Raw genomic sequence first — 25,479 nt, 5'->3', positions numbered from 1 at the left:
TATTAGGGGCGTCGCCAAGTGGTAAGGCACCGGGTTTTGATCTCGGCATCCGTTGGTTCGAATCCAGCCGCCCCTGCCATCATATATATCATCGAATTTAGGGGCGTCGCCAAGTGGTAAGGCACCGGGTTTTGATCTCGGCATCCGTTGGTTCGAATCCAGCCGCCCCTGCCATTCTCTTATTTTAAAGACAGACTTAATTGCTATGCTTTTTGTTGATTCATCTTGACATTGCATTGCAAAAATATTAAAGTTCTGCCGCATTAGGGGCGTCGCCAAGTGGTAAGGCACCGGGTTTTGATCTCGGCATCCGTTGGTTCGAATCCAGCCGCCCCTGCCATCTATTTAATTACATACCAACCGCCAAGGGTGCTTCATGCCCAATCTTGTCGTTTTTAGTGGAAATGCTCATCCACAGTTCGCTCAAAAAGTCGTAAGTCACTTACATATCCCTCTAGGTGCTGCATCAGTCGGTCACTTTTCTGATGGAGAAATTTCAGTAGAAATTACTGAAAATGTTCGTGGTAAAGACGTATTTATCGTTCAGCCTACTTGTGCCCCTACCAATGATAACCTTATGGAAATCTTGGTTATGGCAGATGCTTTGCGTCGTGCAAGTGCTGGTCGTATTACAGCCGTTATCCCTTATTTTGGTTATGCTCGCCAAGACCGTCGCCCACGTTCTGCACGTGTGCCGATTACAGCTAAAGTTGTTGCAGACATGCTTACCACTGTTGGTATTGATCGTGTCGTAATGATTGACTTACATGCTGACCAAATTCAGGGTTTCTTCGATATTCCAGTCGACAACATCTATGGTACTCCTGCTTTACTTGCTGACTTACGTCAACAATCGCATGATAACCTTATGGTGGTTTCTCCTGACGTTGGTGGCGTAGTACGTGCTCGTGCCGTTGCCAAACAGATGGGTGACATCGATTTAGCAATTATTGATAAACGTCGTCAAAAAGCCAATGAATCGCAAGTTATGCATTTAATTGGTGACGTAAAAGATCGTGATTGCGTTATCGTAGATGACATGGTTGATACTGCCGGTACATTGTGTAAAGCAGCTGATGCGCTTAAGCAATTTGGTGCACGCCGTGTGGTTGCATACGCAACTCACCCTGTACTTTCTGGCAAGGCTATTGAAAACTTACGTAATTCAGTTATTGATGAATTAGTTGTCACTGACACTATTCCTCTTTCTGAAGAAGCATTAACCTTGGGCAAAATCCGTCAGGTTTCTGTTGCTAGCATGGTTGCTGAAACGATTCGTCGTATTAATAACGAAGAATCTATCAGTGCGATGTTCGATAGTTTATAATACCGCAGCTTTTATGAACCCTGGCCTTGGCTGGGGTTTTCTATCACTAAACTGGTCGCAAGTTTAGTCTATTTAACTTTAATGAGGATTTACTCATGTCAAACTTCGTATTAAACGCTCAAGCGCGTGCTGAAGACAAACAAGGGAAAGGTGCGAGCCGCCGCCTTCGTCACGAAGCATTAATTCCAGCTATCATTTATGGTGGCAATGCTGAGCCTGTAGCTATTACTTTAGAACTTCGTCAGCTTGTAAAAGCTTTAGAAAACAATGCTTTCTTTGAAGAAGTTATAGAAATCCAAGTTGGCGACAAAGTTGAAAACGTTAAAATCCAAGCGTTACAACGTCACCCAGCTAAAAACACTCCTATGCACGCTGACTTCAAACGCGCATAAGTGTTGAAAGGCGTAGATTAGTGTCAAATATTTCGCTAATTGTTGGTTTGGGCAATCCTGGTTCAGAATATGCCCAAACCCGCCATAATGCAGGCTTTTGGTTCATTGAACAGCTTGCTAATAAATATGGCATTACATTAAAAAATGATCCGAAATTTCACGGAATCAGTGGACGTGGTAATATAGAAGGACACGATGTCCGTCTACTTCTACCCACTACATTTATGAACCGTTCTGGACAAAGTGTAGTTCCATTTGCAAAATTTTATCAAATTGCTCCTGAAGCAATTTTGATTGCTCATGATGAACTTGATATGAACCCTGGTGTAATTCGTCTAAAAACAGGCGGAGGACATGGTGGTCATAACGGTTTACGTGACATTGTCCCTCATATTGGTCCAAATTTTCATCGTTTACGTATTGGTATCGGACATCCTGGCTCAAAAGAGCGAGTTTCAGGTCATGTACTTGGGAAAGCACCAAGTAGTGAACAAAGTTTGATGGATGCAGCAATTGATCATGCCCTTTCTAAAGTGAAATTACTTGTTCAAGGACAAGTTCCACAGGCCATGAATCAAATTAATGCGTATAAACCAACTTAAATTGTTGAACAATCAAGCTTGCTATCTTGCTTTTTTAGGAGCAAAATGCGCATCAGCCACTTTGCCAACAGCAAAAGCTAAAGATTTCACCATAAGATCTTACTCTTAGGTCTACTCAGGAGACGCTAGCCATGCTATCTCGTTTATTAAAATGCAAAATTCACCGCGCAGTTGTAACCCATGCTGAACTTCACTATGAAGGTTCTTGTGCAATTGATGGCGTATTGATGGACTTAGCTGGTATTCGTGAATATGAAGAAATTCATGTTTGGAATGTAACCAATGGCAAACGCTTCACGACCTATGCGATTCGTGGTGAAGATAATTCTGGAATTATTTCAGTAAATGGTGGCGCTGCACATCAAGCAGATGTCGGTGATTTAGTGATTATTGCTACATTTGGTGATTTTACTGAAGCTGAAGCAAATATTCATAAACCACGTTTGGTCTATGCTAATCCAAATAATACAGTCAACCACACAGCGAATTGTATTCCTGTTCAAGTTGCCTAATTTATTCTAAGAATAAAAAAAGCCCGCATTGACGGGCTTTTATCATTTTATAAATCCTAAATCGTTCCTTCCCACCAGTTCTTTTGCTGTTTGCAATTTAATGGTTGAAGCCCCTCTCCTCGTAAATCAAACAGAATCGCCTCTCCTTTTGGATTTATTTTAAATTCAGCATATTTTGCTTTCTCATAACATTGAGCTAATCCTTCAGCAAATAAGAAACTCCGAGATGCAAGATATAAAGCTTGATATCGGTTTTCAGGATTTTTTAAAATTAAGCTTTGCTCAGCAGATAAATTGTTAGGTTCTAGAATGGTACGAACTACTCGATTTTGTGAATCCAAAATAACTTTTGCTGGAACAGAAGAATGATTAAAAATTACCTGATCTAGAGCCTCACTCTCACTTCCTGCAAGAGCTTTAAGAGATTGTAAATTTAACTCATAAGCCAGTGCCATATAGTCACCTTGTAAAATTGAACGCGGATCAACTGGCTTAAGCTCAATAAAAATACTTTTACTATGATGCAGATGCCATTCATTTTTCGCTATCAATCCCACAAAAAATAATGTGGTAGCTATAGCCAGAATAAGAGAAAAATATTTCTTCATTATTTTTCTCCTTCAATAAGATGGCGTTGATTTTCTTGGTGGAGCAACCAATATAAAGCCCATAGAACAAGACCAGAAATCAAAATCGATGCACTCTTTGCCAAAAAAGTTATTTGTAAGTTGTAATAAAGCTGCCAAAGTACTAAAACAAATACTGCTAGAGTGACACCATAAACAATATAATCTTTCTTTTTTATCGCCCATGTTAGAATGATAAACAAAATGAAAACTTCAAAATAACCAAGTGCAATGAGCAATACACCAAAAAGTAAGAAGGCGGAAAACACTACTCCATGCAACTGCTTATATAAATAAAAAATACTAAAGCAAAGCAACCAAAGACTAGGCAATAAATAGAAAATCCATATCTGCCGATCTTCCGAACTATCTAGAACCAGTCCCATAAAAGTATCAAAGAAAGTAGCTACTACAACTACCGTAAGCACACATAAATAGATACTACGCTCATATTGAACTATCGATTTAGCCTTCGGCAAGAACAGCAAACTAAAAACAAAATAGCTGAGCAGTGTTAAATTTAAATAAGTCTGAGTGGAGTTTACTGACCACAATGAATGGTCCATTTGTAGTAAGTAAATAAATGCTATGCCATAAGTAGCGAGCATTTGAATTAAAATAAAGAACCAATGAGGTTTAAAAAAATAACTTATACAGAGAATGAAAATCTGTGCAATTAGCACCCACAACATCTGATCTGTTTCAGACTCTAGATGAAACAAAAAAGCAGTCTGACCACTTATGAATAAACAATAGGCAAATTGCCGAAAAAAGTAGTGTTGAGATTTTTTCAATAAAATAGAAGCTATACAAACAAAAATAACTCCAATAATTAAAGAAACAGCTTCCCAAAATACTAATGTAAAAGCAGCAAGGGCCAGTCCAGCAAGCCAAGCTCCAATAGCTAAAGGAATTATATAAAAGCGGCTTTGACGAAAAATTTTTATTAAAAAATAACTAATCATCGCAAACCAGATAAAAATAATGCCTGCAATGAATAAAAAAATGAACTCATTTGAATCTTTAAATAAGTCATTGATCCTATCTACAAGCCATATTGTTGCAGTCACGCCAAGAACAGCGGCCATTAAGCTGGCACATAATTGATCATCTTTTTTGAAGAAATAATAAAAACCGATTATTCCTGAAAAGAAAGCCGAGATCAGATAAGGAATATTTTCACCAGATAAATATTGGATCATTCCAATGATTGAAATGACTGCAAACCAAGCAATAAAGACGAAACGTAAAGCACGATACTTCTTTATACATACCCAAAACTCTATAAGGCTTAATAAATTTAAAGCAAACAGATATAAATAAGGAAACTTTTCTAACCAAAAAGTCTGCTTAAAAAATAAAAAAAGTGTAAGTTGGCTAGTAATACAAATTAAAGCAAAGATTCCAATATTTGGTCGATATAGCCAAGGTAATAACAGCAATGTCCAAATCAGGAAAAGTAAATAACTGTCTGCTCCAGTTTGATAGACCTGCCCGATTACAGCCAAACTTAAGCCTACCATCAAGCCGCAAATACCATGTAAAGTCTGCCTAACTCCTTCACTTAAAGTATCTTTTATACTGATCCATGCTGTCACAAGTAATATAAGTGGCGGGATGGTTAGCTGGATGCTGTCTGGAAGCATTAGCCAATTAGCAGCAATTAAATAAAGAATACTGACCGCCATAAATACATAACTAAAAATATGGAGATGCTGAATAAATAAAGTATTCCTAAGGGGATAATCATCTCTTATCTGCATGAAACACCTATTTTATTTATAATTTTCTATAAAAAACATAGCATTCCATTTTCATATCAACAAGTAAGCTCTTGTTAAAAAGCCTATTTCCATTTGTGAAAATACTTATTCATAAAGAAACTTAGCATTCTACAAAAGCATCTAGTCAATTTTATCCAGCGCGCTATAATAAAACCCATCGCTTCAGGGCGGGGTGTAATTCCCCACCGGTGGTAAAGTTAATTTTTATTGATAAATTAACAAGCCCACGAGCTTAAATTTTATGATTTGAGCAGATTTGGTGAGACTCCAAAGCCGACGGTATAGTCCGGATGAAAGAAGACGACGAACTGGGATAAATTCGTTTTATTTCAGTGCCAGCCTGTTTTTACATCAGTCCTGAAATGTTCAACCGTATTTTTACGAGAGCGTTTCATTATGTCTAGCTTAATTCAACCAGAACTTTTTTTCTCAGCCCTCTCTCCTGCTGAACAACGTATTCAACAAGCATTAGAAGATATCCGTCAAGGCAAACCTGTCTTGGTTATGGATGACTTCGATCGCGAAAATGAAGCAGATTTAATTGTTGCAGCCGAAACTCTAACTGTTGAAACCATGGCACGTATGATTCGTGATGGCTCAGGTATTGTATGTTTATGCCTGACAGAAGAGTTAGCAGATCATTTAGAACTTCCACCAATGGTTTCTCAAAACTCAAGCCAGTTTCATACCGCTTTTACGGTGACTATTGAAGCAGCCCAAGGTGTTACGACAGGTGTTTCGGCTAAAGACCGTGTTACTACCATTCAAACTGCAATTAAAGATGGTGCTGTTCCAAGTGATCTTAACCGTCCGGGCCATGTTTTTCCTTTACGGGCACGTAGTGGAGGAGTACTGACTCGCCGGGGTCATACTGAGGGAACAATTGATCTAGCAAGACTAGCAGGGCTTAAACCTGCTGGCGTGTTATGTGAACTAACCAACCCAGATGGCACAATGGCATCAGGTATTCAAGTTTTGGCATATGCCCAAACTCATCATTTAACCGTGATTACGATTGAAGAACTTGTTCAATATCGCCAACAACACTGTATTTAAATAAAAAAGGTTTGGCTTTAGACAAAAGCCAAACCTTCAAATTAAAATTTACTAATATTTAAGATACTTTCTTTTGTGTTGCCTGATCTTCAACGTATTCCAAAAGTTCAGAAAATTGCGTAATCATTGCTTTAGGTTGTGCTTGCTTAAGTTCCTCTGGTGTTCCATAACCATAAGTCACAGCGACCGCCTCAATACCATTGTGGCGAGCACCTAAAACATCATATTGACGGTCACCTACCATTAAGCATTCTTCTGAGTTTAATTGCTCACGCTCAAGAATATAATGAATAAGTTCAGCTTTATTGGTGCGTTCCCCGGTTAACTCACTACCATAAATATTTACAAAATATTGGCTTAAGTCAAAATGATCTAAGATACGTTTTGCATAAATAGTTGGTTTAGCGGTTGCGACGAATAAACGATACCCATCTTCTTTCAATGCATTAAGTGTTTGCGCAACCGATGGATATACTTCATTTTCAAATAAACCTGTAACTGAAAAACGCTCACGATAAGCAAGTAAAGCTTGTTCAGCCAAAGCATCATCTTGAGTGGCTAATAGTTTTGCTAAAGAAGCTTTTAAAGGTGGTCCAATTGTCCAGTCAATATTTAAATCGGCAGCCAACGGAAAGCCCAACTTATCCATTGCATAACGAATTGAAGTATGGATTCCAACTTTTGGGTCTGTTAGTGTTCCATCTAAATCAATCAAAATATGTTTTATAGCCATTCAATCATTAACCCAGTAAAGTATTTAATTCAATTGGTCGAGAGTTTAATCAAACTCTCTTATACTAACGTAAATTTAAATTGAAAAGGAAATAACCGTGCGTCCAACCGTACTTTGTTTCTCGGGTTTAGACCCTTCAGGTGGTGCAGGTTTACAAGCTGATATTGAAGCCATTGGACAAAGTGGTGCTCATGCAGCCATTGCATGTACAGCCCTCACCATACAAAACTCACAACAAGTATTTGGCTTCGAAGCAACCTCAAAAGAACTATTATTAGCTCAAGCAAATGCCGTTGTAGGTGATTTACCAATTAGATGCGTTAAGTCAGGCATGCTTGGCACCACAGATAACATTGCTGCTCTAGCTGAATTTCTTCGTGCCCATCCAGAATATCAATATGTACTCGATCCTGTTTTGGTGGCAAACAGCGGGGGTTCTTTAGGTGATCAAGCCACTCTTGTAAAAGCTTTCGTTGAGCTTATTCCCCTAGCCACTCTTATTACTCCAAATACAGTCGAATTAAGAGCTCTCACGGGTATCGATGACTTAGAACAAGCAACGCAAAAACTATTTGAAATGGGTGCAAAAGCTGTTTTAGTCAAAGGTGGACACGAAGATACACCAGATCATATTAAAAATAGTTTATATATTAATGGTGAACTTGCGGCGAGTAGTAGTTGCCCCCGCTTAGACGGTGAGTATCACGGTTCAGGTTGCTCTTTAGCTAGTTTTATTGCTGGTCGTTTGGCTTTAGGTGATTCTTTAAAAATTGCGGTACAGCATGCCGAAACATGGTTATTTGGTGTTTTAAAGAACGCCGAGACTCCTGTAGCAAATGGGCAAAAAATACCAAAAAGATTTTAAAAAGATAAAAAGGCGCTAAAAGCGCCTTTTTTATTACTTTCAATTATTGAGGAATACGTAAAACCTGTCCTGGGAAGATTTCATCTGGATCTTTAAGCATTGGTTTGTTTGCTTCAAAGATTTTTGGATACTGATTTGCATCGCCATAAAATTCTTTCGCAATTTTTGACAGGTTATCACCAGATTTTACTGTGTAGAATTTACTTTCTGGTTCAGGAGTTGCAACGGTCATTTGATCATCTACTTGTGCAACATGATCAATATTCCCAACAATAAGAATAATTTTCTCTTTATCCGCTTGGCTTTTTACCTGTCCTTTAATGATTGCGGTATCAGTTGCACCGTTATAAGTTACAGATAAACCCTCTACCCCTAGACCTAAGCTTTTAATTAATCCTAATAATTTATTTGCGATTTCTTGTGCAGAAGGTTCTGCTGGTGTTGCCGGAGCTGGTTGTGGTTCTGCTGGTGCGGTATTTTTCTTACCAATACCTTTTACAAAATCAAAAAGACCCATCTTTTAGTCCTCATATTATTGTTTATAGTAAAGTCATTAAACTGACCTTTATTGTTATACTTCAAAAAAGACAAGCCTCTGCTATCAATTAAGGTTGATCTTGTAAAAATATGTATCTCTTTTATTTTACTCAAATAAAAAAAGCCACCTTACGGTGACCTTCTTTTTATTCAGCAATATGCGAATTAACCAAGTTTTTTAGTTACATAGTCAATTGCAGATTGAACTGTAGTGATTTCGTTTGAATCTTCATCAGGGATAGTGATGTCGAAGTCGTTTTCGAAAGACATTACAAGTTCAACTAAATCTAAAGAGTCAGCACCTAAGTCATCCATAAAAGATGCTTCGTTTTTAATCTCTTCAGCTTTAAGACCAAGTTGCTCTGCAACTGCTTGCTTAACGCGTAGTTCGATATCGCTCACAGGAATTCTCCTCATTGCTCGTGGCGTTTGATTTGCCACTAGTTTAATTGAATATAAAAATTTTTAAAAGTTATACATTAGCCCTAGGCCATGTATAAACCACCATTTACATGTAATACCGTACCGGTAATGTAACCTGCTTTATCACTTGCAAGGAAACTCACCGCATTTGCGATATCTTGTGGCTCGCCTAAGCGATTTAAAGCCACTTGATCACTCATTTTTTTGCGAATTTCTTCACTAAGTGCATCTGTCATTTCTGTTGCAATGAAGCCTGGTGCCACACTGTTCACAGTGATTTGGCGGCTACCCATCTCTTTTGCAAGACTACGGCTAAACGCTTCAATACCTGCTTTTGCAGCAGAGTAGTTCGCCTGACCTGGGTTTGCAAAATGTGCAACAACAGAACTAATATTAATAATGCGGCCAAAGCGCGCTTTTGTCATACCTTTAAGCACACGTTTAGATAAACGATATACGGCTTTAAGGTGAATGTTGAGAATGTCATCCCAATCATCTTCTGACATACGTAGCAATAAATTGTCTTTCGTGATACCCGCATTATTAACCAAAATAAGCACAGGGCCATAGTTCTGTTCAATATGAGAAACGACTGCTTCAATCTCATCGAGATTACGCACATCGAGAGCTAAACCTGCACCTTGCTCACCAAAGCTTTCACTTAACTTTTGTGCACCAGATTCAGATGTCGCAGTACCTACAACAAAATAACCGTCTTGAATAAGTTGCTGGGCAATTGCAGCGCCAATGCCCCGACTCGCGCCCGTTACTAATGCAACTTTGCGTTCTTGTGTCATGCAATTTTTCCTTCTGCCACTAAAACAGCATTTAGGGCATCTTCCATTTTACTCTTGCTATCAATAGCAAAAGCTTTTTCTATATTTGGTAAACGCTTCGCGAGATTACTCAATACTGTACCAGGCCCACACTCAACAACGTAGTGAATACCTTGGTCTTGTAAAAACTGCATCGTGTCTGTCCATTGTACAGATTGGTACAATTGAGCAGTTAACGCCTGACGCAATTGAGCAACATCGGTAGCTATTCCCGCGTTGACATTTTGTATTACAGGTATGGTAGGCAGCTCAATGGCAGTTTGTTCCAAAGCTTCTGCAAATTTTTCAGCAGCAGGTTTCATCAATGAACAATGCGAAGGAACCGACACAGGTAAAGCAATTGCCTTAGCAGACTGCTCTTTTGCCAAAGCCATCACTTGTTGTACAGATGCTGTACTTCCAGCAATCACGACTTGCCCTTGTGAATTATAGTTTGCAGCTTCTACTGAACCTTGACCTTCGGCATTCACGATTTGGCAAAGTTCAACCACTTTTTCATCAGCCAAACCAAGGATTGCAGCCATAGCCCCTTCCCCTTGAGGAACAGCACTTTGCATGAGTTTTCCACGCAAATTCACTAGTTTCACTGCATCTGCCAAGCTCATAGATTCTGCAGCAACCAAAGCACTGTATTCACCTAGAGAATGTCCTGCAAGATACTTAGGTGCCAGACCGCCTAAATCAAGCCATACACGCCATAGAGCGATACTGGCAGTTAATAATACAGGTTGGGTATTTTCTGTTTGGTTGAGGCCTTCACCACTTTGCGCAATATGCCACAGATCGAATCCAAGCGCATCTGAAGCTTCAGCAAAGGTTTGCCCAACCCCACTAAACTGTTCTGCTAGTTCAGCAAGCATACCGACTTTTTGTGAACCCTGACCTGGAAACACAAACGCAGTTTTTGTGGCTAAAGCTACTTGTTCAAGACGTTTAGCAGACATAAGAAATCCTTTTTTGGGTTTTCACTCATTTCTGGAGCGGAAATTTAACATGTTATTTATATTTTTATAATTGCGAAAAACAACAAAAAAAGGGAGCTTTCGCTCCCATTTTTTCTATACTTAAGCATCACGCTTAATGCATATCATACAATTATTCAGCATCAGCTGCTTTAGCGAATAATTGACGACCACGGTAGAAACCGTCTTTAGTCACGTGGTGACGACGATGAGTCTCACCAGTTGCTTGGTCTACTGTTAATGCATTCTCGGTTAAAGCGTCATGTGAACGGCGCATGTCACGGCGAGAGCGACTTTTACGGTTTTGCTGAACGGCCATGATGGCTCCTTACAAAGATCGAAAAAATGGATCAGAACAAATTCAGTTGTCTTATCTCACAATTATATCACAAATTATGAGTTAAGTTTACCCTTCAAACCTGCCAAAACATCAAACGGATTATCCCGTTTTTCTTCAACAACATTTTGAATGGTAGGTTGATGTTTATTTTCACAAGCATCATGCTTGGGAGATAAAGGCACCAACAATAACAGTTCATCTTCTAGTAGTGCGAGTAAGTTAATCGAGGCTGGCGTATCATAATCACCTTTCGTCGTAAACTCACTTTCACCTAAAACGATGAAATCAGCATCCTCATCCAAGCGCTCTATCAGTGACTCATCATCCATTAATGCAATATGGAAGTCTAAGACAAGAGGCATTTCAACAGGTTCCAAACAACGTTGGCACTCCATTGGAACTTTCGTGTCCATATGACCATCCATCCACACAATGCGATGATATGCATCCATTGATAGCTTACAGTCTATGTTGATCAATTGGTTATCAATTGATCCAACAGCTTCACGAGCGATACGAGCAAAGCGAGACAGGGGCAGTTGACCTGACCATGTAAAGCCTTGTTCAGCCCATTTAAACGGCTCAATCTGTGCCGGAAAGGTATTTGCTGACATAATTAAGGCGGCAATTCTACAAATTCATCGGTACTCTGTCAAAGATTAAGATACAATTTTGCACTTCTTTAAACAGAACTCGGGGTAAATTAAGCAATGCACCTGTTGCAGCCGCAACCTGAAGTTAACTCTTCATTACTCGTTTGCACCCATTCAACTCATCAGAACACTCTTTTACCTGACACGGTGCAACTCTCACCATGGTCAAGCTCAAAATCAGAGTCTGAGCAAGTCGATTGGCTTATTTTACACTTTAATCACTGGTTTTCCCACCATAATGTGACATTAGTTCGTGGAGATTTTGAACCAGAATATTTCCCGGCAACAAATCAGGGTCCGGCTAAAATCCAATTCGCCCATGGTTTTTTTAACAGCGCCCTTCACGAAATCAGTCATTGGTCGATTGCTGGTGAAAAACGCCGCCTATTACCTGATTTAGGATATTGGTATGCACCTGATGGTCGAACTAAAGAGCAACAAAGTTTATTTGAACAAGTAGAAATTAAGCCGCAAGCAATTGAATGGTTGTTCTCTCAGTCTTTTGGTAGAAAGTTTAGAGTTTCGCTTGATAACCTGACAGGTGATGGCGGAGATGGCAAAATATTTAAAGATAATGTTTATGCTCAAGTACAACGTTACTTTTTAGGTGAAGCTAAGTTGCCACGTGATGCAGCATCATTTATTGGTTTTATTTGCCAATGTACACGTTCGGGTACACCATTACAATTAAATGAATTCAAACGTGAACTCCTTGATTAATTGACAAAAAAACTACGTTCAATACTTGTCTAGTTCATTTAAAAAGCCTAATAATTATTTTTAACACTGGCGTGATGGAGTCTCCAAAATATGATGCATTTACATGTACATCCTGAAAATCCACAGCAACGCCTCATTAGCCAAGCGGTTGAACGCATTCGTGCCGGAGATGTTGTGGTTTACCCTACCGATGCTGCCTACGCAATTGGCTGTCAGATCGGTAATAAAAATGCCATGGAACGTATTGCACAGATTCGCGGTTTAGGACCTAAGCACCAATATGCAATTATGTGCTGTGATTTATCTGATATTGCAACTTATGCAAAAGTTGATAATGCAACTTATCGTTTATTGAAAGCAAATACCCCAGCCATTACGACTTTCATTTTACCTGCAACTAGTGAAGTTCCTCGTAGGTTAATGCACCCTAAAAAGAAAACCATTGGCTTACGTATTCCAAGTAACCCAATTTGTCAGGCTCTATTAAAAGAACTTGGTGAACCGCTACTCACCAGTACATTAATTTTACCAGGACAAGAAGATCCTCTAGATGATCCATATGATATTGAAAATCAATTAGATAAACGAATTGATGTATTTATTGATGGCGGTTTCGGCACTTTAACAAGCACAAGTATTGTTGATTTATCGGGTGAACATCCTGAAATTATTCGCCGTGGTATTGGCGATGTAAGTGCTTTTGAATAAGCACTTACAATTTTTACCAATAGTTTTAAAAAAAGTATTATCACTAAAAAAAATACTCTTTATTTATTTTGGATTTTTTTTACACTTTAGTCGTTAAGTAATTTATTAAAAGGCACAATTCATTTAGAATGATTTCCACTATCTGCTGTTCTTCTATTTACAGCTCTCTTTGACTTGAATAACAAGTCTCATGCTTTTGAAAATTCGCGTGGCTTATAATCGTAATGAATCAATCACTTCATCAATCCATGGAAGACGCTCCACACATCCGTGTTTTAGATGAGTGGCATGACAAAATTCCTGAAGATCTCTATATACCTCCTGCTGCATTTGAGATTTTGCTCGAACAGTTTGAAGGTCCACTAGATTTTTTAATTTATCTGATTCAAAAAAACGGTTTTGATTTAATTCAAGTCGATATCGCTCCTATAGCAACTCAATATTTAACCTATATGGATAGTATGAAGTCGTTAAATATTGAGCTGACCGCTGATTATATGGTGATGGCAGCTTTATTGGCTGATTTAAAGTCTCGTCTACTTTTGCCAAAACCTACGGTTATAAGTATTGAAAAAGATCCTAAACAGGAACTTATTGATCGACTTGAAACTTATCTACGCATTAAGCAAGCGGCTGAGCGTTTAGGTCAAATGCCAATTCTTGAGCGTGATACATTCAGTGCAAATGTAAGCTTAGGTCATATCGCTCCTGTTTATGAAGGCTATGATATTTCAGCATTACATGATGCGTTGTTCTGTGTGTTTAATCGCCCAGAACCCGTTATTCATGTCGTGGCTCAAGAGCCTGTATTACTCGAAGAACGCATTGCATATATTGAAGAGAAATTAGAGTCTGGTGACGTGTTAAGTTTTAAAGAATTACTCAATCCTTTGCAAGGTCGCATGGGAATGGTTGTGACTTTTATGGCTGTTTTAGAGTTAACCCGACAACAGCGAGTTAAAATTATTGCCTCTGGTATTGAAGCTCCTCTTGCAATTCAAGGATCTTCAATATGAGCTTTGAACAAAATAATAGTGATTTGTCATTAGCTGACATTCATCACGAAGTCTTATTACAACTTGAAGCAATTATTTTTGCCAGTGAAGCACCCGTTTCAATTGCCCGTTTAAAAGAAGCCTTTAATAATCAGTATAATAAACAACAGCTTCGTCAACTTTTACAACAGCTCGCGCTATTACAACATGGCCGGTCTATTGAGTTGATTGAAACAGCGCAAGGGTTTCGCTTTCAGGTAAGATCTAAATATCGTAGTATTATTGCGCAAATATGGCCAGAGCGACCAACAAAACTGTCGCCTTCATTACTAGAAACACTGGCTGTCATTGCTTATCATCAACCGGTTACCCGTGCTGATATTGAACAAATTCGTGGTGTGTCTAATAATAGTCAGATTCTTAGAACACTATTTGACTGGAACTGGATTAAAGAAGCCGGTTTTAGAGATTTACCCGGAAGACCTGCGTTGCTAATTACAACGCCTCAGTTTCTGAATGCTTTTGGTCTAGCTTCGCTAGGCCAATTGCCTCCCCTACAGAACGCCAAGGAAGCCTTTATGGCCCTCGATGCAAATGCACCGAAATCATAAAGAGGTGGACTGTTGATCATTATGTCTAAGGTTGTGCTGTCATGAGTGAAAAATTGCAAAAAGTATTAGCGCGGATCGGATTAGGTTCCCGCCGATATATGGAAGAGGTTATTGCCGCAGGACGCGTGAGTGTGAACGGCCGTGTTGCCCAAGTGGGTGAGCGCATTGAACCAGGCGATGAATTACGCATTGATGGCCGTAAAGTTCAGTTTCAAATTGAAGACGAAATTCGTCGTCGTGTATTGATTTACTATAAGCCAGAGGGCGAAATCTGTTCACGTAATGACCCTGAAAAACGCCCAACCGTATTTGATCATTTACCACAAATTGCAAATGACCGCTGGGTAATGGTAGGTCGTCTAGATATTAACAGTACTGGTTTATTACTATTCACAAATGATGGTGAGCTAGCTAACCGCTTAATGCACCCATCAAATGAAATTGAACGTGAATATGCTGTTCGAGTTATGGGTGAAGTAACGCCTAAAATACGCCAGAAAATGGTAACTGGCGTAGAGCTTGAAGATGGCCCAGCTAAATTTGAGTCTTTCTCGGAAATTGGTGGTGAAGGTATTAACCGCTGGTACCAAGTAGTGGTGAAAGAAGGTCGTAACCGTGAGGTTCGTCGTATTTTTGAATCACAAGAACTTAAAGTAAGCCGTTTATTGCGTACACGCTACGGTACAGTTATTTTACCACGCGAATTACGTACTGGCCGCTGGATGGAACTCGATAAAACTGATATCGATAACCTAGCAAAATCAGTTGAATTAAAACCACGTCAAGGCACAGGTTTATTTGGTATGGCAAAACGTCGTACTGACCGTATGACCGAAAAACCAATGGCAGCTCGTCGTGGTGGTTTCTTGCGTCAACAACGTCGCGATGATGAAAAAGAAGCTCCTGTGAATACTGGTAACCAACGCAAATCGACTGGTTTTAACCGTGGTTCTAAGAAATTCTAAAATATTAAATAATCCATAAAAAAACCGCTCTTATAAGAGCGGTTTTTTTATTTAAAGATGAAAATTATTTATATTAATATTTTAATAATTTACCCAAATCATCCTTAAATATATTAAGACATATAACTTGGCTTGCATCTTTCGTTTGGATACGAATTTTGTAATGATTATGTGGAGGAAAACTTGGTGATCCCGAATACTTGCCTTTAGCGACTATACTATAGCTTTCAATCACTCCATAATTTTTCTTTAATTTGCCATCATTAGCTAATATCTGTTCTATATATTTTATATTCTCATCACTCTTCATCGCTTTATCTAACACTTACTCTATTAAAAGTAAAAATATAAAAACTACAATCACAAATAGAATAATTTTTTCATATTAACTACTAATTATAACAATATTAAAATCAGCAACTCTCACTCCCTCTAAGGTCAAAGAATCTTATTAAAAAACTATTAATTCAGCTTTACGAAATAGGCTCTTACATATTTAATCTACACCTTGGCATTCCAACCATTCACCTCATAAGATTATTCAATACTTTAAATTTATAAAAATAAGACCAATCCAATCAATACAAAAAAATTATCGAATAATCTCTACTTTATAATGAGTAGGATCATCTTTTTTAATATCAATTTTCAGTCTCCCTTCTTTTTTTTCACCATCTACAGTCAATATTAACGTCTTGCCTGCCCCATAATAAGGAGTTGCACTATAAATACTCACTTTCACTATTTGATAATTATTAATTTTCCCATAGTTATCTTTAATAATTTCATTATTAGTTAAAATAGGCTCCACAATTTTTACATTTTCATCAGTATGTAAACAGCTTCTAAAAATTGTCGCTACAAAAAAAGTAGCAATAACAAAATATATAATTTTTTTCCATGTTATATTTAAAATATTAATTTTCATATCATATTACCTATTAATGTATCCACCAACTTCGGTTGTATAAGAAAAACCTAATGAAGCTCCTACTTTCCAAGACTTATCAGACGTGGGATCAAGAGTAATTGATGAACCATTATCAAAAAAACTACCACCTTGTGATTGAACAGCAGCATTTCCTGTAATAAATGAGCCGCTAAGCTCTGCACCAACAGGACCAAGTCCTACCTCAGCCCCTATTGTAGTATTTGTACGTGCAATTACTCCTGAACCACAATCAAGAGCATGTTTTGAAGGCTCTCCATTAAGATCAAGGCCAAATCCTATACCAGCCCCAACACCAACTCGGCCAAGAACCTCTAACTTACCATTTTTATAACTAACTGAAACTCCACCACCTACACCATAATACCCATCAAAACTTAAAGTCCATAAACCATAAGGATCTATAAAGTTAACTGGATTATTTCCTACATACGCATAAGGATTTAACCCCCCAACCAAACCAATCGGATCAGTTTGTGTATATCGGCCTAAACTTGCGTCATAGTAACGATTCCAGTTATACCAAAGATTTGACTCAACATCATAATATTGTCCCGGAAAACCCAAGTTAAAGTCACCAATACTACTTTGAATCGTGGCACTATCATAACTTGCAGTTTGTGATTTCCAAACAATAGCTTTTACACTGTTCGTCAAAAATTCAGGACGTCCCAAATGATCTGTATGCACATAAAACAACTGGTTATCGCGTATTAAACCAATAGGTTTACCAGCAAGCCAAATATAGATATTTTTTAAATTACCTGTTTGACTATTGGCAGCAGGACTTTCTGCCAATAGTCGCCCATCAGGCGCATAAATATAATGAATGTTGGATGTACCATCACTTTTCCGAGTTCTGAGATTATCTACGCCATAGTCATAAGTATATGTAGTTGTTCCAGCTTTGGCAGTTTTTAAACGATTAAAACCATCATAACTATACTCAAGTGTGCCACCATACCCAGACTTTTTTGTAATATTTCCTAAGGCATCATAACTAAATGTTTTTGCTTCCGCACCAGTTGTAGCAGTTAAACGATTACCTGTAGTAATGCTGTAGTTAGTTGTAGCATTAGTATTTCCTACTCGACTAACGCGGTTACCATTACTATTAACAACCCAGTTTTCACTATATTGCTGTGAAGCCGATCTAGTAAGTTGTCCTAAATTATCATAGCTATAACTTGTCGAATATTTACTGTCTAAGATATTACTAATTCCATTTATTGAATTATTAGCATTGTATTGGTGAGATAAATTTTGGATATTCGGTGTTTGAATGCCAGTTAATCGATAATCTTTATCATAAGTTACTTGCCGAGTTAAGCCATTACCAAATGTCCAACTTTTAGCGCCCCCATATGGTTCATAAGTTATATTACTAACAACTGACTGTGTGGTAGCTCCTATTTTAACTTTGACTGCACTCACTCGGCTAAGTGCATCATATTCATATGAGATTTTATAGGCATCGTTAGGTCGACTTTCACTAATCAAACGTCCATATTGATCGTATGTCCAAAGGCTTTGATATTCAGTACCATTAATTTTTTTCACTTGGACAGATAATTGCCCATCTACGGTATAACCATAGCCTGTAGAACTTATACCATCTGCTGTCCCACATAGACGAGCTTTACCATTCGTACAATTATCATAGACCCACGTTTGTATTTGTGTTCCAGTTTGAGCTTTAATTCTTCGGTTTAGTGCATCATAACTATAGGTTGTGACTACATTATTTGCTCGAGTGAACTTAGTTAGATTACCATCAACATCATATTCATATTTGCTTAATCCACTATCTGGACTACTTTGGCTAAGTATTCTTCCAAACCCATCATAAGTATAAGCTGTAGTATTTCCTTTAGAATCTTTAATTGCTGTTAAGTTTCCTTGGCTATCATAGCTATACGTATTAATACTGCTATCATATTGTTTTTCTTGTTCTATCTGACCTCTTACATTGTAAGTATAGGTTGTAACATTACCCAAAGAATCTGTCTTTTGCGTAATATTGCCATTACCATCATATTGATAGCGAATATTTTGGCTATTATTCCCCACATCTGCTGTTGTCCATCCAAGTTGATTATGATTAGTAGTATGAGCATACTTAACATTCGCACCCTCTCGATATTCAACATTCAATAGAACGCCTAATTTTGAATAACTAAAGATTTGTTGGCTATTGATCTGTGTACCCACACCATGCGTAATACTAGCAATAGTTCCATTATCGCTGTAATTAATAGTTTCTCGCATTCCATTACTTTCTATTTGAGTAATACCAAATGCTCCATAAGTATAAGTCATCATACGAACTTGATTAGTTCCTAGAGTCTCTTTTTTTGTAATGGTTCGTCCTCGCGCATCATAGGTATATTCTGTAGTAAAGCCATTAGCATCTACTACTTTTCCAACATGACCCAAACCATCATAATCGCTCAGTGTGATGATGTGCCCTAATGCATTTTTTACCTGAATTAAATTACCCAGCGAATCATAACTATAAATACTAGTTTTTCCATTTCGATTTACTGCGATATCTTTTGGTATACCATTACTATGAAAAGTATATCCATACCCTACGGTATCGCATAAACTTGTACCAACTTTGCTACATGTTTTTATACTTTTTATACGATTGTGATCAGGATAATATTCATAGCTGATATCTTTTACTACGGTATTCGAATTATTTAGATATTCTTTTTTTGAAATAATACTAGGTGAAGTTTTCCATGTATATTTTATAATATTAGCATTCGAATAATTTCCATTTTTTATGCCATTAGTCTCTTGCAGCACACGTCCATAACTATCTCTTTGATATTTTGTTTCTACACCATTCCAGTCTATTTTTGAATTAATAAAACCATTCGTATCATAAGTTGTTGCAGCACTACTATTAGGACAACTCCCCACCCCACTACGCTCAATTCCAGTCAATTTATCTTTTTTTGTATCTGTATAAATATATTTAGATATTGCTCCTAATGGATTTGTAAAAATTGAGTAGTTATCATCATAACTTACTTTATCTGTCTGAGTTCCATCAGCACGCCCACTCTGAATAGCTTTATCTCCACTATAAAGGTATGTACTAAATCGCTTACTATTAACAGAAATACCCGTTAAATAGTTTGGATCTGCCCCATTTTCTCCATAGTGATATGATCGTGTTGAACCATCAGGATATCTAACACCCGTTAATCGGCTATCCTCACTACTATCAAAAAAATTATAATTATAAACCCCTCCATTTGGATCAATAATACTTATGGTTTGAGAAGGTCTGCTTGGGTCTCTCGATTGAAACTCAATAAATTTTCCATTCGTATGAGTTACACGTCTAATCATACTGACACTATATTTGACAGTCCAACCAACCCCATTTTTATTTTTCTTACTTATAATTTTCCCCACATTATTATATATTTCAACACCCCCATCGGGTAGAGTTAAAATATATTCCCTTCCTTTAGATACCACTTTACCCAATGTATTTAGGTATTGTTTGGTTCCATCTGGTAACAACCTTATATATCTATCATTTGCATCTTTTTTAAGTAAATAGTCATAATTATGTTGCCATTTAAATTGACCAAATTTAGAATCAGAGAATTCTGCCGCTCCTTTAGCTGAAGAGTTATAATAACGTATAAATTCTAATGGCATTTCACCTTCAGCTGTAAAATCAACTTCTTTTTGTAGTTTATGTCCATTCGCAATTACAATAGGATTAGAAGTTGTTTTACAATCATTATCTTCACTATCAGCAAGTTTTGCACCAATTGAATCATCAAGAAGTAAACCTTGTCCTGCTTCTTTTACTTGATAAAATTGGCACTCCCATTCATCATTGAAGGGACAGCTATTAGTATTATCTGATGGACTTGAAATAACTTGAGTCGCTTGAATATTTATCGTAGGCAACTGATAAATAGTATCAGCACTTAATTGACCACTTGTAGATATACAAAAACTACTTAAAGTAAAAATATTTAAATAGGCTATTTTTTTCATAAAGTTCAATAAAATATATTTTTATCAAATATATAATATAAACCACTCAAAGTAAATGAAAATCATTAACAACTGGTAATTAATTCAAAAACCTTAAATTAATAGTAATTATTCAATTTTTGCCAACCCAATCCACTCAGCTTGAGGGAAATGAATTGCTAAATAGTCTTTCAAGTAATTTGACGTATCTTGAGAAATTAATGGATCTTTTGATTCATCTTTTAGGTTATATACCAAGGCTTGTAATTTCAACCCACGAGTTTTAAGTGCTTCAAGACTAAGTAAAGTGTGGTTAATACTTCCCAAACGACCCGAGGTCACTAAAATAACAGGGAACTGATGCTGAGCCACATAATCAATGGTGAGTAGACTGGTGGTTAAGGGTACCATTAATCCACCAGCTCCTTCGAGTAAAACAATATCAAAACGCTCAGCTAATGTTTGAGTTGCATTTTCAATTTTTTGAAAGTCAATTTCTCGGTTATCTAGGCGTGTTGCCAGATGAGGCGAAGCAGGATAACTAAAAATTTCCGGCATGGTGAGCTTTTCATGATCTTCTTGAAACCAACCCAGTCCCATAATTTCACGATGCTTTTCAATATCTTCAGAAATATCAGCATTACCCGTCTGAATGAGTTTTTGGGTAATCACTTTTTTACCCTGTTCAGTCCATAATTTTGCTAAAAAGCCTGTCGCGTAGGTCTTACCAATTTCGGTATCAATCCCACTCACAAAATAGATCTGACCACTCATTTACTTCATTCTCCGGGCAATACAATAGATCGGATGATATGTTAAGGAATATCCCTCAGCATGCTTAAACCGATCATAATCTTGATAAAACTGTTGTAAAGTTTGCTTAGTCCAACGATGCTGAGCAGTTGCAGTCACACCTGTGGCTTTTAAATGCTGCAATACAGCTTTAGGCGAATCGAAATAGAGCTGGGCTTCTGACTCGGACAAATGCAGAACTTCAAAACCCGCCTGAGTTAAGGCATTGTTCCAATTTTCAATAGACCAATAACTTAAACCTTGTCCTGTTAATTCTTTAATCTCTATTAAGTTTCTTTGTCCAAAAGTTGAAAAACATAACCAGCCTTTTTCATTTAAAGCAGCGTGGCAATGTTGAAGTACACGAGGTAAATCTTGCATCCATTGTAAAGCTGAACCTGAAACGATCATGTCGAGCTGCTGCGGAAACGCTAAAGTTTCAATATCACCAATCAACCATTTCAAATTTTCTTGATGGTTAAAGTGCTGTTGCACATCTGCATACAAGTCATTCAAAATTAACTCTTCAATCTGAAAAGATGTAGCAATAAGAAGAGTTAAATTGCCAGAACCACAACCAATTTCAAAGACACGTGACATCGTTGTGGGGCAAAATTGCTGGAGTAAAACCGTTAAATTTTGGCAAATTTGTTTTTGAACAATTGCATGCTCTGAATAGCTTTGCCCTGCTTTGGCAAAACGCTGGGCAACCAAGTCTTTATTCAAACTCACAGAAAACTCACCAATTCTTCAAGCTCATGTTGCTGTACCATTGACGTTAAAGAAATACGCAAACGCGAACTATTTTTAGGTACGGTCGGTGGACGCACAGGCATGGCATAAAAACCACTTTGCTGAACCTGCTTTGCCTTATCGATAGCAGCCTGACTTTCTCCCACAATGACTGGAATAATATGGCTGGTCGATGGACTTACATAACCCTTTTGCACAACAGCTTGTTGAAGATATTGGCTAATATTTTTTAAATGTTCACGCTGAGATTGAGCAACTAATACTTTTTGAAAAATAAAGTCTGCCCAAGCCATCACAATCGGCGGTTGAGCAGTACTGAAAATAAGTGGACGCATTTTATTAATTAAATAGTCTTTAATAATGGGATGACAAATAATGTATCCCCCCACTGCTGCTAGTGCTTTACCTAATGTCCCCACTAAAAAATCGATATCTTGAATGACATTGTATTGTTCAGCACACCCTAAACCCTGTTGACCACGCACACCAATTGAATGTGCTTCATCAACATAGAGCATGGTTTTGGCAAAACGTTTTTTTAGCTGCACTAAAGCGACTAAATCAGTTTCATCACCATCCATGCTAAAAATACTTTCAGTCACCACAATGATTCGCTCAATCTTGTCATCATCATGATATTTTTGCAAAAGTTGCTCTAGGTGTTGCAAATCATTATGGCGATAACGTACATATTGCGCACCCGATAAACGTATACCGTCGATCATGCTCGCATGAACCAGCTTATCAGCCAAAATTAAAGTTTTCCCATCGGCAACAGCTGGCAAAATACCGATATTCATGTGGTAGCCACTATTAAATAATAGTGCTGCCCGACCACCAAATGCTTGGCTTAGGCTATTTTCTAATTGTTCATATTCTTCAAAATTACCCGTTAATAAACGTGATGACGAAGAACTAAAATAGCTACGTTCGACTGGAAAATTTTCTAAAAACTCTTCACGAAGTTTTACATCCGCAGCTAGGCCAAGATAATCGTTTGAAGCCAAGTTCAGCATCGTTTTATTTTGAATCGTAATAAAACGCTCATGCTGTACGTTTTGAGTGAACTGTCTGAAATTGCCGTGTTGTTTTAGTTCATCTAACTCAGTAGCAAAATGATCAAGCAACGACATTTCAATGCACTCCCTGCATGGTTTTAACAACTTCAACCAACTGCTCAAGCAAATAGCTTAATTCCTGACTGGTAATCACATAAGGTGGCATTACATACACCAATTTACCAAAAGGACGAATCCAAATTCCACGATCAACAAACTGTTGCTGCAACGTTTTCATATCAACATTAACAGTGAGTTCAACTACCCCTATTGCCCCCAATACTCTTACATCAGCAACATAATCAAGCTGATTGAGTGGTGTTAAGTATTGAGTAAGTTGTTGTTCAATTCGCTCAATATTGGCTTGCCAATCTTGCTCAATTAATAATTGCGTACTTTTTAAGGCAACAGCACAAGCAAGTGGGTTAGCCATAAAGGTTGGACCATGCATAAATACGCCAGCCTCACCGCGACTAATGGTCTCGGCAACATGCTTCGTCGTTAAAGTAGCCGACAATGTCATATAACCGCCTGTTAGCCCTTTACCTATGCACATAATATCCGGCTCGACCTGTGCATGTTCCCACGCAAAGAGCTTACCAGTACGCCCAAAGCCAGTAGCAATTTCGTCAAAAATTAATAACAGATTATATTGTTCACAAAGTGCTTTGGCTTGACGCAGATATTCAGGATGATAAAAACGCATGCCGCCTGCACCCTGTACAATCGGCTCAATAATTAAGGCTGCAAGATGCTCATGATTTTGCTGAATCGCTTGTTCTAATTCTGCAATATCTTGTGGATTCCATTCTTCATGAAATTTAGTTTGTGGTGCTGCAACAAAAAGACGATTTGGTAAGCTTGTACCAAAAATCTGATGCATACCTGTAACTGGATCACACACCGACATCGCATTCCATGTATCCCCATGGTAGCCAGAACGCGTTGTAATAAAATTTGTTTTTTGCGGTTTATCTTGAGCACTCCAAAACTGCACTGCCATTTTCAAAGCAACTTCAACGGCAACAGAACCTGAATCTGCATAGAAAATTTTATCGAGACTTGGCGGGGTAATTTTTAAAAGAATTTTTCCAAGTCCAATTGCAGGGTCATGCGTTAAACCACCAAACATGATGTGAGACATGTTTTGTAATTGATCGGTCACTGCCTGATTCAATTCAGGATGGTTATAACCGTGAATCGCACACCACCAAGATGACATACCATCAATTAAAGTCCTACCATCATCTAACTCAATCGTCGCGCTATAGGCACGTTTAACTTTAAATGTTGGTAAAGGTTGGGTCATTGAAGTATAAGGATGCCAAATATGTTCCAAATCAAAATTATCGGTCATCCTATTTACCCTTTTACAGCGTTCAAATCTTTCATTGAACACATGTTAAACCTGTTAAGAATGAAAGAAAATTGCGATATCAATCAAAGCTGATTAACTTTGCTGATGAATTGTTAAAAATTGGCAGATTTCTTCAATTGTTCGTTCTACTTGTAGATATGGAAAAGCATGAGTAGCTTCATTTAATACTTTGTATTTCATCTTTTCTGTCGCGATATGTGCAAAATTTTCCTCAATTTTGCAAGGAATGACACCATCTTGCTCTGCAAATAAATGAAGCTGTGGACCTGAGTAATTTTTTAAGTTATCTACCAAGTTTAGATGCTCTAACATTTCTAACCCTTGTAATAACAACTCATAAGAGGGTGGATTTGCTATATTTTGCATGTTTAGCCAATCTTTTTTAGCTTGTGCTGATCCTTGAGTAATTAAATAATAAAAGCGCTTTAAAGTGGCTTGTTGGTTTTGCAAAAAAGAAGCTTTAAATTGATTAAATATATCAGTAGGCATTGCAGTCTGCCAATTAGTGTTAGCAACAAAACATGGATTAGAAGCAAGTGTAATTAAAGTTTTAGTTAGACCAGTGCTCTTATAAAAAGAATCAACTAAGTAAGCTGCTAACTGACCTCCTAAAGACCACCCAATTACAGTATCGACATCATTCAATAAATTAAGCTGTTTCTGGAAACTACTAGTTAAAACATCAAATATATTAATAAGTTGTACATCAAAACCCTTCTGTTGCAAATGCAATTTTAATGGTTGCAAAGGTTCAATTCCCACTCCCCACCCTGTAATCAATAAAATTTTATTTTGTAACGTCATATTCTTACCCAAAGCTTATTTAATGCAAATTATATATTAATATTTCAAGAAAATATCTTTTAAAATCAGCCTTAAAATTTAAAATAT

The 25,479-nt window shown here is 37.6% G+C and carries 28 protein-coding genes, 3 tRNA genes and 1 riboswitch; of the genes, 14 read left to right on the top strand and 17 right to left on the bottom strand.

All coding sequences use genetic code 11. The features are described from left to right. The first annotated feature begins 4 nt into the window (after positions 1-4). The 7 genes from AC07M3_RS15810 to panD all read left to right on the top strand — a co-directional run bounded on the left by AC07M3_RS15810 (position 5) and on the right by panD (position 2,833). Positions 5-79: transfer RNA gene (locus tag AC07M3_RS15810), tRNA-Gln, on the top strand. Positions 80-99: 20 nt separating this feature from the next. After that, positions 100-174 (top strand) — tRNA-Gln (locus AC07M3_RS15805). Between the two features lie 91 nt (positions 175-265). Further along, positions 266-340 (top strand) — tRNA-Gln (locus AC07M3_RS15800). Positions 341-376: 36 nt separating this feature from the next. Beyond that, positions 377-1,327 carry a ribose-phosphate pyrophosphokinase gene (locus AC07M3_RS15795; protein WP_003653329.1) on the top strand — a complete coding sequence of 317 codons (951 nt, stop codon included), beginning with the start codon at positions 377-379 and terminating at the stop codon, positions 1,325-1,327. A gap of 95 nt (positions 1,328-1,422) precedes the next feature. After that, positions 1,423-1,719 (top strand): 50S ribosomal protein L25, encoded by a 297-nt coding sequence (gene rplY / locus AC07M3_RS15790; RefSeq protein WP_004641581.1) that lies wholly within the window; start codon positions 1,423-1,425, stop codon positions 1,717-1,719. A 20-nt stretch (positions 1,720-1,739) separates the two neighbouring features. Then, positions 1,740-2,321, top strand: coding sequence for an aminoacyl-tRNA hydrolase (pth, locus tag AC07M3_RS15785; protein WP_003653332.1), 582 nt, complete (start codon positions 1,740-1,742; stop codon positions 2,319-2,321). A 131-nt stretch (positions 2,322-2,452) separates the two neighbouring features. Then, positions 2,453-2,833 (top strand): aspartate 1-decarboxylase, encoded by a 381-nt coding sequence (gene panD, locus AC07M3_RS15780; RefSeq protein ID WP_002120296.1) that lies wholly within the window; start codon positions 2,453-2,455, stop codon positions 2,831-2,833. A gap of 56 nt (positions 2,834-2,889) precedes the next feature. Here the strand turns inward: panD and AC07M3_RS15775 are convergent, their stop codons facing one another. After that, positions 2,890-3,441 carry a GDYXXLXY domain-containing protein gene (locus AC07M3_RS15775; RefSeq protein WP_494567723.1) on the bottom strand — a complete coding sequence of 184 codons (552 nt, stop codon included), beginning with the start codon at positions 3,439-3,441 and terminating at the stop codon, positions 2,890-2,892. Then, positions 3,441-5,222 carry a DUF2157 domain-containing protein gene (locus tag AC07M3_RS15770; protein ID WP_494567722.1) on the bottom strand — a complete coding sequence of 594 codons (1,782 nt, stop codon included), beginning with the start codon at positions 5,220-5,222 and terminating at the stop codon, positions 3,441-3,443. Before AC07M3_RS15770 ends, AC07M3_RS15775 begins: the two co-directional genes overlap by 1 nt. Positions 5,223-5,398: 176 nt before the next feature. After that, positions 5,399-5,549: riboswitch (FMN riboswitch) on the top strand. A gap of 90 nt (positions 5,550-5,639) precedes the next feature. Between AC07M3_RS15770 and ribB the strand changes: the two genes are divergently transcribed. Further along, positions 5,640-6,299: a 3,4-dihydroxy-2-butanone-4-phosphate synthase gene (ribB, locus tag AC07M3_RS15765; RefSeq protein ID WP_494567721.1), complete on the top strand. Its 660-nt coding sequence runs from the start codon at positions 5,640-5,642 to the stop codon at positions 6,297-6,299. Between the two features lie 58 nt (positions 6,300-6,357). On the opposite strand, the gene AC07M3_RS15760 is transcribed toward ribB, so the two are convergent. After that, the gene (locus tag AC07M3_RS15760) at positions 6,358-7,032 is read right to left on the bottom strand and encodes an HAD-IA family hydrolase (RefSeq protein WP_005042712.1); all 675 of its coding nucleotides are present in this window, start codon (positions 7,030-7,032) and stop codon (positions 6,358-6,360) included. Between the two features lie 97 nt (positions 7,033-7,129). On the opposite strand from AC07M3_RS15760, the gene AC07M3_RS15755 reads away from it, so the two are divergent. Next, positions 7,130-7,897 (top strand): hydroxymethylpyrimidine/phosphomethylpyrimidine kinase, encoded by a 768-nt coding sequence (locus AC07M3_RS15755; protein WP_375037096.1) that lies wholly within the window; start codon positions 7,130-7,132, stop codon positions 7,895-7,897. 43 nt (positions 7,898-7,940) lie between these two features. On the opposite strand, the gene lysM is transcribed toward AC07M3_RS15755, so the two are convergent. The 6 genes from lysM to AC07M3_RS15725 all read right to left on the bottom strand — a co-directional run bounded on the left by lysM (position 7,941) and on the right by AC07M3_RS15725 (position 11,609). After that, positions 7,941-8,414 carry a peptidoglycan-binding protein LysM gene (gene lysM, locus AC07M3_RS15750; RefSeq protein ID WP_045436642.1) on the bottom strand — a complete coding sequence of 158 codons (474 nt, stop codon included), beginning with the start codon at positions 8,412-8,414 and terminating at the stop codon, positions 7,941-7,943. A 185-nt stretch (positions 8,415-8,599) separates the two neighbouring features. Then, complete coding sequence (gene acpP / locus AC07M3_RS15745; protein WP_004641570.1) at positions 8,600-8,836, bottom strand: acyl carrier protein; 237 nt, start codon at positions 8,834-8,836, stop codon at positions 8,600-8,602. Between the two features lie 83 nt (positions 8,837-8,919). Beyond that, complete coding sequence (gene fabG, locus AC07M3_RS15740) at positions 8,920-9,654, bottom strand: 3-oxoacyl-ACP reductase FabG (protein WP_003653349.1); 735 nt, start codon at positions 9,652-9,654, stop codon at positions 8,920-8,922. Continuing rightward, positions 9,651-10,637, bottom strand: coding sequence for an ACP S-malonyltransferase (fabD, locus tag AC07M3_RS15735; protein WP_005042715.1), 987 nt, complete (start codon positions 10,635-10,637; stop codon positions 9,651-9,653). Before fabD ends, fabG begins: the two co-directional genes overlap by 4 nt. 151 nt (positions 10,638-10,788) lie before the next feature. Further along, positions 10,789-10,974 carry a 50S ribosomal protein L32 gene (rpmF, locus tag AC07M3_RS15730; protein WP_000290730.1) on the bottom strand — a complete coding sequence of 62 codons (186 nt, stop codon included), beginning with the start codon at positions 10,972-10,974 and terminating at the stop codon, positions 10,789-10,791. A 74-nt stretch (positions 10,975-11,048) separates the two neighbouring features. Next, on the bottom strand, positions 11,049-11,609 hold the full coding sequence (locus tag AC07M3_RS15725) for a YceD family protein (protein ID WP_004641565.1): 561 nt from the start codon (positions 11,607-11,609) through the stop codon (positions 11,049-11,051). A gap of 96 nt (positions 11,610-11,705) precedes the next feature. On the opposite strand from AC07M3_RS15725, the gene AC07M3_RS15720 reads away from it, so the two are divergent. The 5 genes from AC07M3_RS15720 (at position 11,706) to rluB (ending at position 15,647) form a co-directional block, all read left to right on the top strand. Next, positions 11,706-12,368: an elongation factor P hydroxylase gene (locus tag AC07M3_RS15720; protein WP_494567720.1), complete on the top strand. Its 663-nt coding sequence runs from the start codon at positions 11,706-11,708 to the stop codon at positions 12,366-12,368. A 90-nt stretch (positions 12,369-12,458) separates the two neighbouring features. Further along, positions 12,459-13,076: an L-threonylcarbamoyladenylate synthase gene (locus AC07M3_RS15715; RefSeq protein ID WP_003653356.1), complete on the top strand. Its 618-nt coding sequence runs from the start codon at positions 12,459-12,461 to the stop codon at positions 13,074-13,076. A 224-nt stretch (positions 13,077-13,300) separates the two neighbouring features. Then, positions 13,301-14,092 (top strand): segregation and condensation protein A, encoded by a 792-nt coding sequence (locus tag AC07M3_RS15710; protein ID WP_016802315.1) that lies wholly within the window; start codon positions 13,301-13,303, stop codon positions 14,090-14,092. After that, a complete protein-coding gene (scpB, locus tag AC07M3_RS15705) occupies positions 14,089-14,682 on the top strand; it encodes an SMC-Scp complex subunit ScpB (protein WP_004641560.1) in 594 nt (197 codons plus the stop codon). Before AC07M3_RS15710 ends, scpB begins: the two co-directional genes overlap by 4 nt. 41 nt (positions 14,683-14,723) lie before the next feature. Continuing rightward, positions 14,724-15,647 carry a 23S rRNA pseudouridine(2605) synthase RluB gene (rluB, locus tag AC07M3_RS15700; protein WP_003653361.1) on the top strand — a complete coding sequence of 308 codons (924 nt, stop codon included), beginning with the start codon at positions 14,724-14,726 and terminating at the stop codon, positions 15,645-15,647. A 73-nt stretch (positions 15,648-15,720) separates the two neighbouring features. Here rluB and AC07M3_RS15695 read toward each other — a convergent pair whose 3' ends face one another. The 8 genes from AC07M3_RS15695 to AC07M3_RS15660 form a co-directional block, all read right to left on the bottom strand. After that, entirely contained in the window at positions 15,721-15,972 is a 252-nt protein-coding gene (locus tag AC07M3_RS15695) for a hypothetical protein (RefSeq protein WP_494567719.1), read from the bottom strand. Between the two features lie 267 nt (positions 15,973-16,239). Beyond that, positions 16,240-16,575 (bottom strand): hypothetical protein, encoded by a 336-nt coding sequence (locus AC07M3_RS15690; RefSeq protein ID WP_494567718.1) that lies wholly within the window; start codon positions 16,573-16,575, stop codon positions 16,240-16,242. Positions 16,576-16,581: 6 nt separating this feature from the next. After that, entirely contained in the window at positions 16,582-20,628 is a 4,047-nt protein-coding gene (locus AC07M3_RS15685; RefSeq protein WP_494567717.1) for an RHS repeat-associated core domain-containing protein, read from the bottom strand. A gap of 108 nt (positions 20,629-20,736) precedes the next feature. Next, entirely contained in the window at positions 20,737-21,381 is a 645-nt protein-coding gene (bioD, locus tag AC07M3_RS15680) for a dethiobiotin synthase (protein ID WP_494567716.1), read from the bottom strand. Beyond that, positions 21,382-22,131, bottom strand: a complete 750-nt coding sequence (gene bioC / locus AC07M3_RS15675) for a malonyl-ACP O-methyltransferase BioC (protein ID WP_494567715.1) — start codon at positions 22,129-22,131, stop codon at positions 21,382-21,384. After that, on the bottom strand, positions 22,128-23,285 hold the full coding sequence (locus AC07M3_RS15670) for an 8-amino-7-oxononanoate synthase (protein WP_494567714.1): 1,158 nt from the start codon (positions 23,283-23,285) through the stop codon (positions 22,128-22,130). Before AC07M3_RS15670 ends, bioC begins: the two co-directional genes overlap by 4 nt. A gap of 1 nt (position 23,286) precedes the next feature. Continuing rightward, the gene (gene bioA / locus AC07M3_RS15665) at positions 23,287-24,567 is read right to left on the bottom strand and encodes an adenosylmethionine--8-amino-7-oxononanoate transaminase (protein ID WP_494567713.1); all 1,281 of its coding nucleotides are present in this window, start codon (positions 24,565-24,567) and stop codon (positions 23,287-23,289) included. Positions 24,568-24,660: 93 nt separating this feature from the next. Further along, positions 24,661-25,392 carry an alpha/beta hydrolase family protein gene (locus AC07M3_RS15660; RefSeq protein ID WP_494567712.1) on the bottom strand — a complete coding sequence of 244 codons (732 nt, stop codon included), beginning with the start codon at positions 25,390-25,392 and terminating at the stop codon, positions 24,661-24,663. Positions 25,393-25,479: the final 87 nt, after the last annotated feature.

The organism is Acinetobacter sp. GW821-FHT09D10 (assembly GCF_059416285.1).
Note: the sequence above shows the minus strand (reverse complement) of the source record. Positions and strands in the feature narration are given on the sequence as shown.

Coding starts and splice junctions, on each gene's coding strand:
- AC07M3_RS15775 (WP_494567723.1), bottom strand. CDS start 3,441: ATGAAGAAATATTTTTCTCTTATTCTGGCTATAGCTACCACATTATTT.
- AC07M3_RS15725 (WP_004641565.1), bottom strand. CDS start 11,609: ATGTCAGCAAATACCTTTCCGGCACAGATTGAGCCGTTTAAATGGGCT.
- AC07M3_RS15770 (WP_494567722.1), bottom strand. CDS start 5,222: ATGCAGATAAGAGATGATTATCCCCTTAGGAATACTTTATTTATTCAG.
- AC07M3_RS15710 (WP_016802315.1), top strand. CDS start 13,301: ATGAATCAATCACTTCATCAATCCATGGAAGACGCTCCACACATCCGT.
- AC07M3_RS15760 (WP_005042712.1), bottom strand. CDS start 7,032: ATGGCTATAAAACATATTTTGATTGATTTAGATGGAACACTAACAGAC.
- AC07M3_RS15795 (WP_003653329.1), top strand. CDS start 377: ATGCCCAATCTTGTCGTTTTTAGTGGAAATGCTCATCCACAGTTCGCT.
- AC07M3_RS15660 (WP_494567712.1), bottom strand. CDS start 25,392: ATGACGTTACAAAATAAAATTTTATTGATTACAGGGTGGGGAGTGGGA.
- bioA (WP_494567713.1), bottom strand. CDS start 24,567: ATGACCGATAATTTTGATTTGGAACATATTTGGCATCCTTATACTTCA.
- AC07M3_RS15720 (WP_494567720.1), top strand. CDS start 11,706: ATGCACCTGTTGCAGCCGCAACCTGAAGTTAACTCTTCATTACTCGTT.
- panD (WP_002120296.1), top strand. CDS start 2,453: ATGCTATCTCGTTTATTAAAATGCAAAATTCACCGCGCAGTTGTAACC.
- AC07M3_RS15690 (WP_494567718.1), bottom strand. CDS start 16,575: ATGAAAATTAATATTTTAAATATAACATGGAAAAAAATTATATATTTT.
- scpB (WP_004641560.1), top strand. CDS start 14,089: ATGAGCTTTGAACAAAATAATAGTGATTTGTCATTAGCTGACATTCAT.
- lysM (WP_045436642.1), bottom strand. CDS start 8,414: ATGGGTCTTTTTGATTTTGTAAAAGGTATTGGTAAGAAAAATACCGCA.
- rplY (WP_004641581.1), top strand. CDS start 1,423: ATGTCAAACTTCGTATTAAACGCTCAAGCGCGTGCTGAAGACAAACAA.
- bioD (WP_494567716.1), bottom strand. CDS start 21,381: ATGAGTGGTCAGATCTATTTTGTGAGTGGGATTGATACCGAAATTGGT.
- fabD (WP_005042715.1), bottom strand. CDS start 10,637: ATGTCTGCTAAACGTCTTGAACAAGTAGCTTTAGCCACAAAAACTGCG.
- fabG (WP_003653349.1), bottom strand. CDS start 9,654: ATGACACAAGAACGCAAAGTTGCATTAGTAACGGGCGCGAGTCGGGGC.
- ribB (WP_494567721.1), top strand. CDS start 5,640: ATGTCTAGCTTAATTCAACCAGAACTTTTTTTCTCAGCCCTCTCTCCT.
- AC07M3_RS15715 (WP_003653356.1), top strand. CDS start 12,459: ATGATGCATTTACATGTACATCCTGAAAATCCACAGCAACGCCTCATT.
- AC07M3_RS15670 (WP_494567714.1), bottom strand. CDS start 23,285: ATGTCGTTGCTTGATCATTTTGCTACTGAGTTAGATGAACTAAAACAA.
- AC07M3_RS15685 (WP_494567717.1), bottom strand. CDS start 20,628: ATGAAAAAAATAGCCTATTTAAATATTTTTACTTTAAGTAGTTTTTGT.
- rpmF (WP_000290730.1), bottom strand. CDS start 10,974: ATGGCCGTTCAGCAAAACCGTAAAAGTCGCTCTCGCCGTGACATGCGC.
- rluB (WP_003653361.1), top strand. CDS start 14,724: ATGAGTGAAAAATTGCAAAAAGTATTAGCGCGGATCGGATTAGGTTCC.